This is a genomic window from Rhodococcus sp. F64268, assembly GCF_023015605.1.
Lineage (GTDB): Bacteria > Actinomycetota > Actinomycetes > Mycobacteriales > Mycobacteriaceae > Rhodococcus.
The window spans coordinates 78,382-89,507 of record NZ_JALKAI010000007.1 but is presented as its reverse complement, the minus strand read 5'-3'; the positions used below and the strand labels follow the sequence as shown (position 1 = coordinate 89,507).

Annotated in this window: 13 protein-coding genes; 1 reads left to right on the top strand and 12 read right to left on the bottom strand. The window is 63.7% G+C overall.

All coding sequences use genetic code 11. The annotated features are described in order from the left end of the window. Window positions 1-42: 42 nt before the first annotated feature. The 10 genes from MWU77_RS17725 to MWU77_RS17680 form a co-directional block, all read right to left on the bottom strand. Window positions 43-579 (bottom strand): hypothetical protein, encoded by a 537-nt coding sequence (locus MWU77_RS17725; RefSeq protein WP_247274371.1) that lies wholly within the window; start codon window positions 577-579, stop codon window positions 43-45. A 53-nt stretch (window positions 580-632) separates the two neighbouring features. Next, window positions 633-986: a hypothetical protein gene (locus MWU77_RS17720; RefSeq protein WP_247274370.1), complete on the bottom strand. Its 354-nt coding sequence runs from the start codon at window positions 984-986 to the stop codon at window positions 633-635. Continuing rightward, window positions 983-1,687, bottom strand: a complete 705-nt coding sequence (locus MWU77_RS17715; protein ID WP_247274369.1) for an ABC transporter ATP-binding protein — start codon at window positions 1,685-1,687, stop codon at window positions 983-985. Before MWU77_RS17715 ends, MWU77_RS17720 begins: the two co-directional genes overlap by 4 nt. Further along, window positions 1,684-2,397, bottom strand: a complete 714-nt coding sequence (locus tag MWU77_RS17710) for an ABC transporter ATP-binding protein (protein WP_247274368.1) — start codon at window positions 2,395-2,397, stop codon at window positions 1,684-1,686. Before MWU77_RS17710 ends, MWU77_RS17715 begins: the two co-directional genes overlap by 4 nt. Then, window positions 2,375-4,498: an ABC transporter permease gene (locus MWU77_RS17705; protein ID WP_247274367.1), complete on the bottom strand. Its 2,124-nt coding sequence runs from the start codon at window positions 4,496-4,498 to the stop codon at window positions 2,375-2,377. Before MWU77_RS17705 ends, MWU77_RS17710 begins: the two co-directional genes overlap by 23 nt. Continuing rightward, a complete protein-coding gene (locus MWU77_RS17700; protein WP_247274366.1) occupies window positions 4,498-5,886 on the bottom strand; it encodes an ABC transporter substrate-binding protein in 1,389 nt (462 codons plus the stop codon). Before MWU77_RS17700 ends, MWU77_RS17705 begins: the two co-directional genes overlap by 1 nt. Before the next feature lie 310 nt (window positions 5,887-6,196). Then, on the bottom strand, window positions 6,197-6,721 hold the full coding sequence (locus tag MWU77_RS17695) for an SDR family NAD(P)-dependent oxidoreductase (protein WP_247274416.1): 525 nt from the start codon (window positions 6,719-6,721) through the stop codon (window positions 6,197-6,199). Continuing rightward, complete coding sequence (locus tag MWU77_RS17690; RefSeq protein ID WP_247274365.1) at window positions 6,718-7,524, bottom strand: TauD/TfdA family dioxygenase; 807 nt, start codon at window positions 7,522-7,524, stop codon at window positions 6,718-6,720. The genes MWU77_RS17695 and MWU77_RS17690 overlap by 4 nt, the downstream gene beginning before the upstream one ends. A 149-nt stretch (window positions 7,525-7,673) precedes the next feature. Beyond that, on the bottom strand, window positions 7,674-8,066 hold the full coding sequence (locus tag MWU77_RS17685; RefSeq protein WP_247274364.1) for a hypothetical protein: 393 nt from the start codon (window positions 8,064-8,066) through the stop codon (window positions 7,674-7,676). A 125-nt stretch (window positions 8,067-8,191) separates the two neighbouring features. After that, window positions 8,192-8,827, bottom strand: a complete 636-nt coding sequence (locus tag MWU77_RS17680) for an SRPBCC family protein (protein WP_308198817.1) — start codon at window positions 8,825-8,827, stop codon at window positions 8,192-8,194. 3 nt (window positions 8,828-8,830) lie between these two features. Here MWU77_RS17680 and MWU77_RS17675 point away from each other — a divergent pair, with 3 nt between their 5' ends. Further along, a complete protein-coding gene (locus MWU77_RS17675) occupies window positions 8,831-9,331 on the top strand; it encodes a TetR/AcrR family transcriptional regulator (RefSeq protein ID WP_247274363.1) in 501 nt (166 codons plus the stop codon). On the opposite strand, the gene MWU77_RS17670 is transcribed toward MWU77_RS17675, so the two are convergent. Beyond that, window positions 9,332-9,946 (bottom strand): class F sortase, encoded by a 615-nt coding sequence (locus MWU77_RS17670; protein WP_247274362.1) that lies wholly within the window; start codon window positions 9,944-9,946, stop codon window positions 9,332-9,334. Between the two features lies 1 nt (window position 9,947). Continuing rightward, a complete protein-coding gene (locus tag MWU77_RS17665; RefSeq protein ID WP_247274361.1) occupies window positions 9,948-11,105 on the bottom strand; it encodes a collagen binding domain-containing protein in 1,158 nt (385 codons plus the stop codon). Between the last annotated feature and the right edge of the window lie 21 nt (window positions 11,106-11,126).

The following is an 11,126-nucleotide window of genomic DNA, read 5'->3' as shown; positions in this document are numbered from 1 at the left end:
GATGTGGCATTCGGCCATTCGACCGTTCAGGGTCTGGCAGCGTCAGCAGCCGGGCACCTGACTGCCATCGCCTTGGATCGCGAGCAGCGTGCAGAAGGTCACGGCGGACACTTTCCACTGACCGTCCTCGAGCAGTGCCTCACCGGACTGGTCGGGAAGTACGGGAGCGCCGTTCATCAGCAGTGTCCACGAGACGGTCGCAGCATCATCTCCCGCGCTCATCACACCTTCCACTGTGGCAGTGGTCGCCGTCGCCTGCGGATCTGCAGCCATTCCCTGCAGCGCAGGGAGGAACTCGTCACCGTTCTCGACGAGGCCCGCGCGGGTCTCCGGCGGGGTCGTTCCGTTGAAGAACGCGACCCAGGCGTCGGTGACCGCCTGTGTCGTCTCCGCGTCTGCGGCGCCCCCGGCAGCCTCCGTCGTCTCCTCGGCCTCCGTGGTGGCGGTGGCGACAGTGGTCGAGGTCGTGTCGTCGGTGGCGTCCGACGAATCGTCACTACTGCAACCGACGACTCCGGCGAGAGCCACGGCGGCGATTCCGGCAACCGCCAATGCCCGACGGATGGAATGTGTGCGCACTTGGTGTTCCTTTCGAAGGGTGGACCCTCGTCCACGTGGGTGGTGCAGTCGAGTCAGGGTGCGGTGGGGTCCGCGGGAAGTCGATCACCGAGTCGAGCGAATTCGTACGACTGCCGAGCGAGCCAGAATCTCAAGAATCCCGTGATCGAATATCGCAGGAATACAGCCGCTCCCACGACTGCCACCGCAATACCGAGTAACGCCACGATGATGGCGTCGCGTTGAACGAGCGCGTCGGAGGTGTTGTGCGACAGGAAGTACGCCACGATCGCGAGCACCGGCCCGAGAACCATCAGCGCGACACCGAGTTTCAACCACAGGCCGGATCGGCCGGCAGCCGGATCGGGGATCTTCAGTTCGGTCAGTTCGCGCGCAAACCTGTCGGCGCGTGTTTCCGTCGCGGTCATGATGCACTTCCTAGGTAGAGGGAGGCGAGTTCGTCGCCGAGTTCGTCCGGTGGGCCTTCTATCTCGATCTCACCGCGGACGAGCACCGCGGCGTGATCAGCGGTGTGGAGCACCGCAGTGGCAAACTGCTCGACCACCAAGACCGCGACCCCCTGCGCCGCGGCCTCGGCGACGTGCTCGTACAGTTCCGCCACGATCCGGGGAGCCAATCCCATCGACAGCTCGTCGAGCATGAGCACCGCAGGATCGGTTGCCAATCCCCGTGCCAGTGCAAGCATCTGCTGTTCGCCGCCGGACATCGTTCCGGCCGTCTGCGACACGCGTTTACCGAGGATCGGGAACCGCGTGTAGGCGATCTCCTCGATCTCTTCGATCGAGCGTCCCGTGAACGTCATCATCACGAGGTTCTCCCGGACCGTCAGGTTGGGGAAGACCCCGCGACCCTCCGGGATCAAGCACACACCGATACGGGCGAGGTCGCGCGATGAGGCACCTGTCATGTCGCGGCCGCCGAGCAACAGTTGACCCGAACTGACGGGATGAGCACCGCACGCAACGCGTAGCGTCGTGGTCTTGCCCGCGCCATTGGGGCCGAGCAGCGCCACGACCTGTCCGGGCATCACGGCGACGTTCACACCGCGCAGGACGGTGATCTTCCCGTATGCGGCGGAGACATCGCGGAGTTCGAGAATGGGGTTCATGACGCTCCCAGGTAGGCCGTGATGACGCGTTCGTCGCTGCGGATCTCATCCGGAGTACCGACACTGATGATCTTCCCGAGATCGAGGACGTGGACGGTGTCGCACACCTTCATCACCAGGTCCATGTCGTGCTCGACGAGCAGGACCGCCACGCCGTCGTCGGCAACCGTACGCAGCAGCGTGGAGAAGCGCTCGGTTTCCTCGTGATCCTGGCCTGCGGCGGGTTCGTCCAAGAGAAGCACGCTGGGCCGCGCGGCCAGTGCGCGTCCCACTTCGACGAGGCGCCCCATGCCGGTCGACAGCGCATCCGCGGTCGTGTCGGCGATGGTCCGTAGATCGAGGCGATCGAGGAGTCCGTCGACCACGGTGGACGCCTGCTTCCGGTCGGGTCCCATCTCGGCTGCGACGAGGAGATTGTCGCGGACGCTGAGCCGCCCGAACAGTTCGAGCCGTTGGAAGGTACGGGACATCCCGAGCCGCGCGCGGCGCGCGGGGCCGAGCTTGGTGATCTCCCGTCCGCCGAGGGCAACGCTCCCGTTCACCGGCTTGCGCAGTCCGGAGATCACGTCGAACAGCGTGCTCTTTCCCGCCCCGTTGGGACCGATCAGCCCGGTGACATGTCCCGGTTCGGCCCGGAGGTCGACACCGTCGAGGGCTCTGCGGCCGCCGAATGCCACCGTGACGTTCTCAACCTCGAGTTGTGATGGCACGATCGAGCACCTCCTCATCGTTCTCGTCCCACGGGCGCTGCAGTCCCCACCACTCGACGGGGATATCCAGCTCCGAGCCCGTCTCGGGCACGCGACGCGCACCCCATCCGAAGGCGACCGCTGCTGCGATCACGATCCCCAGGACGAGCACGTAGCCGTTGATCACGTCGGCGATCCGCAGCAACCACAGCACTACGACCGCTATCGTGAGCGAGCCCATGGCAATCGGGTTGCGAAGCGCACCGTCGAATCGTTCTCTCAGGGAGGGCACCACACCGTCGTCGACCGTCCCCGACCCGTAGGCGAGTCCGGCCGCTGCCGGGAGGGTCTGCACGAGATTCTGGGTTGCAGGCCACAGCGCGACGATCGCGTTCATCGGTCCGGCGATCATCGCACCGGTGAACAGTCCATTGCCGACCACACCGAGTCCGCCGACCACCGCGATCAGGAAGATACCGAGACCCGCAACGAAGTTGAACTGCTGGGGTGCCACCGCTTGCAGTTGCATCCCGTACAGCACACCGCCGAGTCCAGCGATCGCAGCGGAGATCGCAAACACCAGCGCCTTCATGTACAGCAGACTGCCACCGAATGTCGCGTATGCGGTTTCGCTGTCGCGCAATGCAATCAGACGACGACCGAGCTTCCCTCGCCGAATCGCCGCGACGAACGCGGTCACCAATGCCAGACACACGGCAGCGAACACGGTGAGCTCGGCTGTGCTGTCGAGGTGGTATCCGGCAAAGCTGGGCCCCACCAGGTTTGCCGATCCTTGGTTGAAGAAGGTGAACTCCCTGCCGAACACCGTCACCGGTGCCAGGGGGAAGACCCACCGATCGAGAACAACCGCAATTGCAGCTGTCCCCAAGGCCAGATACACCCCGGACAGGCGCAACGCCGGCAACGCCACTAGCGCACCGATCGCACCCGCCACCACCATCGCGAGAGGTATCGCCCACCATTGACCCTCCGCACCGAAGTTCGCGCACACGACCGCACCGATGCCGGCCATTCCCAGCTGAGCCAGCGAGATCTGCCCGGCGTAGCCGATGAGCGGCACCATCGACAACGCAATCACACCGAACGCGAAGATCTGACCGTAGGTGATCAGGTCGCCTTCACCGAGCACCGTCGCCAGCATGAGACCGAAGACGACGATGACGACGGCGAATGCGATCGTGCCCCGCACTGTGGGCACCGGCACCTGTGTGAGATTGCGTTCGCGTCCACGGAGTTTCCGATGCGGGAAGATCAGCAGTGCGATCAACAGCAGGAGCGCCGGCGCCGCGAGACGGAGCCCCGGCAAATAGTCGTTCTGTGGTAGGTATCCCGCGAGGTAGGCCTCCATGCATCCGACGACAATCGCACCGACGAACGTCATCGGCAGGCTCTTCAGCCGACCGAAGATAGCGGCCGCATACGCGCTGACGATCAAGAGTGACAGCTGAGTCGCGTCGAGCGACACCATAGGTGCGATCAACACCCCACCGAGAGCAGCGAGCATAGTGCCGGCTACCCAAGCAACGCGGTTGGCCCGCACCGGGTCTGCTCCGGTGAGCCCGACGAGCGCCCGGTCGTCGACGGTGGCCCGCATCTCGACGCCGGTGCGGGTATTGAACAGCAGGACGCGGAGTGCAAGCGCCACTGAAACGGCAATCACCATCGTCAGTGCCTGATGCCAGCTGATCGTCGCCGAACCGATATGGAAGGGCACCCGGTCAGCGAAGAAGGTGGGAAGTGATCGCGCCTCTGTCGGATTCCACACCCACCGCGCAAGCGCGATCAGGCCGCTCAGCAACGCGATCGTCATCACGAGTTTCTCAGCGTCACCGAGCTTTTGGACGGGTCGCATCAGCAGTTCGACGAGGATCCCGAACAGCGGTGCCAGCACCACCAGAATGATCGGCAACGCCAGCCACACGGGCCATCCCCAACCGACACTGAGCTGCCAGTAGGCGAAGGCCGCCATCATTCCGGTCGCGCCATGCGCGAAGTTGAACACACCGGTGGTGGTGTAGGTGACCACCAAACCGCTGCTGATGACCGCATAGATCGCAGCCGTCGAGAGGCCTACGAGGCCGAAGGTGATGAACTGGTCCATTATTCGACGTCGTTCATGCTCTTGCCGACGTCGGCGAGCGTCATGGGCACACCGTAGTCGCCGGTGAGCTCACGAGCCGGGATGTCGCACCGGTACAGACCGTTGTCGGCTCCGAAGTCTGCCGTCTTCCATCCGTCGGATGTGGCCCGCTCGACGTTGAAGCATGGCTGCGGGGGAAGTGGTTCGGCCACATTGATGGGGACGTTGAGTCCGCCACCGGTCCACTCGGTTTCCTGCCTCGCCGTGTCGTAGAGGCATCGGCGTGTCAGGTCGTCTCCACATGCATCCGCGGACTTCGCAAAGAGCAACCAGGACGACCACGCGCGCAGCGCGGGAAGAGTGATCTGGGCATCCGGCGCGTACTTCTCGTACAGCGCACGAAGTTCCTCCACCGCCGGCTCGCCACTTTCAAGCGGAGCAACACCGCCGAGATCGACCAGGTTGTTCTGGAAGTCCGCAGATCGACCGAGCAATTCGATGAATTGGTCGTTGTATGCGTTGTTGTTGGCGTCGATCCAGTCGAGCTTGTAATCCATGTTGGTGAGCGACTCTTCGAGCTTGGCGAGCTGCTCGAAACTACCCATGAAGATCAGGCCGCGCACGCCTTTGGACTTGATGGCCTGAGCGTAGGGAGTCCAGTCGGCGACTCCCATTGCCGGATAGAGCTCGTCGTAGATCACCGTGGCCCCGATGTCCTGGAGGGTTTCGTTGCTGATCTCTCCGACGACTCTGGTCACCGCGGAGTCGCCGTTGATCATGCCGACCGCAGCTTTGGACTCCGGGTACGCCTCGTTCAGCACCCAGGTGCGGAATCCCGCGTAGTTGTCGTAGCCGGGAATCTTGGACGGTGAGGCCGAGATCTCGAGGTCTGCACCCGCGGCCTTCTCCTGGACGGCCTGGGCCGTGAAAGTGGGCAACATGCACTCAAGACGTGTCTCGACACCGAGCGCATCAAGTCCTGCACCGCCTCCGACAAGCGCGAAGTCGTCGCGACACGCTTCGATCATCCGCTGGCGCGGCTCCATGAGTTTGGCGTCACGCGTGGTCGCGATGAGCTCACGACCGTTGATGCCGCCGGCCTCGTTGCACCACGAGGTGAAGACCTTCGCGGCGTCCACGAACTCGGAGTTCTTGGTGAATCCGATGTCGGAGAACACTCCGACCTCGATCGAATCGGCGGTCACGCCTTGGGCCGAGGCCGTGGACGCATCGCCCGGGCCGCATACTTCGGTCAGGTCGCCGAAGTTCGCTGTCGCTGTCGAGTCCGACTGGCCTGAGCCCGAGTCGATCTCCTCTGCGCCTTCTCTGCCACCACATCCGGTCGCGAGTACTGCGAGAGCCGCGAACGCCACAACCACCTTGTGTAATTTCAAATTGGAGTCCTTCATCCGGGCCGTCGCCGGCCGTGTCGATGATTCGGGCTATCCCCACACCCGGAGAATCTCAGGGAGAGTGCCCCATCGACAGAACGAATCGATGCCACTCACCGCGCGTTGCTCAGAAATGCTGCCGTTTCGACCCCTCTGCCCCGTAGTCCCCCCGACCACATCGAGCGCGTCCGATCCGCGATCGACTCACATATGGTGCAACTCACATACTCGATTGTCAATAACGCAATTCTCATTCTTGAAATACGTTATTTCGCGGTGGATAAACTTTCCCTATGGGTATGTTTTCGGTCGCGCCCAGGCGCGTCGATCACGTGTTGCGCCCGCCATTGACGCCGAGAATCTGCCCGGTGATGTAACCGGCTTCCTCGCCGATCAGGAAAGAACAGGCAGCCGCGATGTCCTCGGGACGGCCCGCCCTCCGCACCGGGGTTCGCTCGATGTGTTCCTCGATGGTGCCGCCGAGCAAGCCTTTCCCCTCTGCGCGTCGCAGCATCGGAGTGTTCACGAATCCCGGCGGTACGGCGTTGACGGTGATCCCTTGTGGGCCGTACTCGAGTGCAAGTGACTTCGTGAGCCCGTTGACTCCCGACTTCGCCGCAACATAGGACGACATGAACGGCTGCCCCGAGTGGGTACTCGATGAGGAGATGTTGACGATGCGCCCCCAGTCGGCATCGACCCGAGCGCGATCCGTGACGTCGACCTTGTACTCGAGTTCCCCTCCCGACGGGGCGATATCGAACACGGCCACCTGATACCCGTCCTTGCGCAACCGGGCGGCGACCGCTTTGCCGATCCCCGATCCACCACCGGTCACCACCGCCGTCCTCACGTCCACGGCTCATCCCCGACGATGGTCGTCCGCTGCATCAACCGCCCGGATGCGGGATCGTACGATTCTGCACGGTGCAGGATCCCCGTGTTGTCCCACAGGACGAAGTCTCCGACCTCCCATTCATGCAGGTAGGAGAATTGCTTCTGCGTGCTCCACGCCAGTACTTCGTCGAGCAACCTGCGACTTCGCTCCGGATCCATGCCGACGACATGATCTGCTGTCGCGCCCAGCACCAGCGAACGTCGCCCGTCACGACGGTCCCAGATCAGAGACGATTCGTTCTGCGGCAGCATGCGCCACAACTTGACCTGCTCGTCGGTGGGATCCGGGTACACGGTGCGCTGTGCGGCCTCGAAACTGTGGACGACCCGCAGCCCCCCGTATCTTTTCTTCTCGTGCTCGGACATGTTCTCGTACGCTGCGTATGTACTGGCGAACTCGGTTCTGCCTCCGACTTCGGCGACCTGCCGCGCCGTCAGTGTGGTGACTTTCGCCGGGACCTTGTTCGTGGTGTCGTCGATGTGCCAGCTGAAGGTCCCGGCGAGGTACTCTGCCGCCGCTGTCTTCTCCGGGTCGAGCGAGACCGTCATGATCTTCTCGTTTCGCACCGGTTCCACCAGATCGCCGAGTCGCCGGCTGAAGGCGATCTGTGCGTCGTCGTCGAGATGCAGTCCGCGGATGAGTACGACACCCCGCCACTTCAGGGCCTCGGCGATGCGGGCCGCGACGATGTCGTCGTCGAGAGTGTCCACTCCCCGAAATTCCGTACCGAACAACGGGGTGATTGCCACAGACTCCATCAGGCTTCGGCCTCCATCGTCGCGTCCTTCACGCCCTCACGCAGGTATGCGTTCCGGTAGCTCTCGGCCACTCGCCGGTGCTGGCTCATACGCTCTTCCAGGGACATCTACAGCCTTTCGAGTGAATGCTTTCCGGTTGGAATGGAACGCTATTCGGAGACCTGAACGTCTTCGTAACTGCCGAGCATGGCGCTCTCGGGAAGCGCCATCTGCAGGTAGACGTCGATATGGGAAATCTTCCCGGCGTCGTCGAATTCGTAAACCGATACAGAATTGACCACGCTGGAGAAATCACCCACGCTGCTTCGTTCCTCGAGCTCGAGGAAGACGACGTCCGGTGTTTCGGTGATGCGCCTGAAGGATCCTGCCCACTGCGACGAGCCGGCCCAGCCGGTGAGAAACTCGACGTATTCGGACCAGTTCATCACCTCCTTGAAGTTCCCGACCCGCACGAACTCGTCCGTGGCGACGAGTTCGGCGAGGGGCGCCCAGCCTTCCTTCGAGAACCCCGGTTCTTTGGCGAGGTCCACGAGAGACTTCATGAGCAGGCTGTATTCGAGCACAGTGCGTGCTCGTCCGGTGTAATCGTCAGCGACGTCGACAATTTCGCGTAGTTCCGTGTCCCTCTCCTGGTGCTGTGGTGTGGTTCCGGTTGCGAACGTGTGGATCAGGCCCGCTCACTCGCACCGAGGTAACGGTCGAGCACAGAATGAAAGTGCGCCACAACCACTTCCTCCGACACGAGAAGAAGATGGTCGAGCGCCTCGTTGCGCAGGCCCCGCTGCTGGCGAGGCATCTGTTCGTAATCCTGCTGGAGCGCTTCGAGATACTTGAACTCGCCCGGTTCCTTCACCTCGATGGGTGTTGCGCGCAGCGCGTCCTTCATCTCGTCGGGCAGGAACATGACGCTGATGATCTGCCAGACGCATCGATTCGGGTCGCCCTCCGGGTCGGGCTGGGCAAGAATCACTGTGGCTTCACCTGCACGAACCGTCATGAAGAAGTTGGGGAACAGGACCCAACCGTGGTTGTCGCTCATCTGAGCGTCTGTGAGGCCGGAGACGTCGAGACCCGATTCCGTCAGAACCTCCCGCGTGGCTCGCTGCAGGACGGTTCGCGCAGTGACCCCGTCGGGGAACGACAGTGCCCGGCCGTCGGTGCGGTGGCTGTCGACTATTTCCTCGAAGCGTGGGAGGACCCGCATGATCGATGGAAACGTCTCGGGCAGTTCACGAATCCCCTGGACCTGCCCCTCCGCAGTGAATTCGTCGACGTGCGCGACCTCGAACGGAGAACAGGACACCGCGTGCCGATCGAGCAGGCGGTATCGACTCTTCTCGACCACTACTTTCCCAACAAGGCCGAACTGGTCAAGGCCGCCTTCACCGCTATCGCGCAGGTGACCCTGCCGCGCTTGGAGGCCGCGGCCGAGCGAGCCGACGGTGTTCGGGCGAAGCTCCTGGCGGTACTCGACGAGGGCGCTGCCGTTCTGCTCGAGAATCCTCACTCCGTGGCGTTCGACCGCGCACTGCGGATGGAAAACGCCGAACATCTCCATCTGGGTGAAGACAGCGACGTGATCTTCACATCGCTACACGACGTGATCGCCGGAATCATCGATCAGGCCGCCCGGGAAGGCATCCTCAACACCGGCACGGCAGGTGCAACGGACGCGATCATCACGGTGCTTCGGGGTCTGCACGACCATGCCGCGACCGCCACACCCGAGCAGTATCGGGCCACCCACGCCGCAGTCAGATTGTTGATCCAGGGATCGCTGTTCGATTATCCCCGCAGCGACACCTGATCACGTTGTCGGTGTCGCGAAGACGAAGTCGTTGTTCGCATAACCCAACGGCGGCCCCACGAACTCACCGCCGCACGTGACCAGCACCAACGTTTCCGGTCCGCCGAGTCGGTTCACTTCGTCGAACGGCACGTCCCCGCCCTTACCGACACTGACGACCCGATCGACACGGTACTGGTGCCTCGATCCGCCTCCCAGCGACAAGGTCACCTCGTCACCTTCGTCGAGTTCGGTGAAACGCACGGCGAATCCGTCACCCTGCTCGACGTCGTCGACGTGCCCTGTGACGACGATCGATCCGGTCCCGGATCCGGGTAGCGCCGAATCCGCCCACCATCCCAACCGCGACACATCCTGTGGGGGCATCAGGACACCCGCGGTATCGGTCGCGACCGGATCCGTCGGGGCGGAGTCCTCGCCGATGGTCAGAGCCACCGGCACGGCCGGGTCGTCGGCGATCGCCATCACCGGCGGCGGCATATCGCGCTTACCATCCTCCTGCCGAGTGGTAGGTGGGGAGACCTCCGAGCCTGTGGTGGGGGCATCCGAGGAACAGGCTCCCGCGAGGACGAGAACGGCCGCCGCCAACGCTGCGGGAAGTACCCGGGCGCGCATCTCAGGGCCTTTCGACCGGGCCGGCCGGTATCGACCGAACCGGTACGCGAAGGTCGGGATTGCGGAAGACCGGCCCGGGGTTCTCGGGCATGTTCAGTGCCTGGACGGTGAAGTACTCGCCCTCCGTCGCGGTGAATGTGATCGGGGCGGTGTCTGCGATGTACCCGTCGGGTGCACTGATTTCCTTCGCCACGTAGCACCCGGGGGCGAGCAAGAGGGGGATCAGACCGTCCGCGCCGGTGACCTCACGATGGTTCCACTCCGAGTTGCACGGACCCACGACGAAGATCGCTCCCTCGAGAGGCGAACCGGATATCCTGTCCATCTTGATGATTCGTCCCTGCACGGTAGGCGTCGGCGGATCCGGCGGAGATGAACGGTCGAGGATGACCTCGACGCTGCGCACGACCCCCGGGGCATCGAGTTCGACGGTGAACGGTCCGCCGGACACTACTGTCGAGCCCGCAGGAATCGTCGTGGCGGTCACTTCGTAGCAGTTCAGCGGGAACGTCGCGCTCGCTGCACCGTCCAGATCCGTTGTCAGGTAACCGTAGGGCCCGTCCTCGACACAGGAGCGCACCGACGCCGTCACTCCTGCGATCGGCGTTCCGGTAGTGAGGTCGCGAGCCCGCAGATCGATCGTGCCCTCTCCGGGTGGTGCCCAGCGAGCAAAGGTGAACCCCACGCTCTGCACCTGTCCCGGAGCCGTGACCTCGACCTGCCATGGCCCTACCGACACGGGGTCGTAGCCGTCGGGGAAACCCACAGCCGTGGCGGTGTGGCATCCGAGTGGGACCGACACGCTCGCGGTTCCCTCCGGACCGGTCGCCGGTGTCCCGACGATCTCACCGGTGTCGCAGCGCGCGACTTCGACCGACACACCGGCAACCGGCTGATCGTCGGACAGGGTGGCCGCTCGGATCGCCACCGTACCCATCTCGATGCCGACATCGGGTGGCGCCGGGTCGGTGTTCACGGACGTCGTCGGCAGTGACGGCGCAGTAGTTGTGGGCACAGTTGTTGAGGGCACAGTTGTTGTGGCTGTGATCTCGGTCGTGGTGGGGACGGTCTCCGACGGGTCCGCGAGAGCGACTCCGGACAGTGCGACGACGAGAGCGGAACCGAACAGCACGGAGAGTACGCGTGAGGGAGTTCGCATGGTGGGTGCCTCCTTCGACTT

Excerpts from the sequence above, each read along its gene's own strand:
- MWU77_RS17720 (WP_247274370.1), bottom strand. The coding sequence starts at position 986 with ATGACCGCGACGGAAACACGCGCCGACAGGTTTGCGCGCGAACTGACC.
- MWU77_RS17715 (WP_247274369.1), bottom strand. The coding sequence starts at position 1,687 with ATGAACCCCATTCTCGAACTCCGCGATGTCTCCGCCGCATACGGGAAG.
- MWU77_RS17705 (WP_247274367.1), bottom strand. The coding sequence starts at position 4,498 with ATGGACCAGTTCATCACCTTCGGCCTCGTAGGCCTCTCGACGGCTGCG.
- MWU77_RS17700 (WP_247274366.1), bottom strand. The coding sequence starts at position 5,886 with ATGAAGGACTCCAATTTGAAATTACACAAGGTGGTTGTGGCGTTCGCG.
- MWU77_RS17690 (WP_247274365.1), bottom strand. The coding sequence starts at position 7,524 with ATGGAGTCTGTGGCAATCACCCCGTTGTTCGGTACGGAATTTCGGGGA.
- MWU77_RS17685 (WP_247274364.1), bottom strand. The coding sequence starts at position 8,066 with ATGAAGTCTCTCGTGGACCTCGCCAAAGAACCGGGGTTCTCGAAGGAA.
- MWU77_RS17670 (WP_247274362.1), bottom strand. The coding sequence starts at position 9,946 with ATGCGCGCCCGGGTACTTCCCGCAGCGTTGGCGGCGGCCGTTCTCGTC.
- MWU77_RS17665 (WP_247274361.1), bottom strand. The coding sequence starts at position 11,105 with ATGCGAACTCCCTCACGCGTACTCTCCGTGCTGTTCGGTTCCGCTCTC.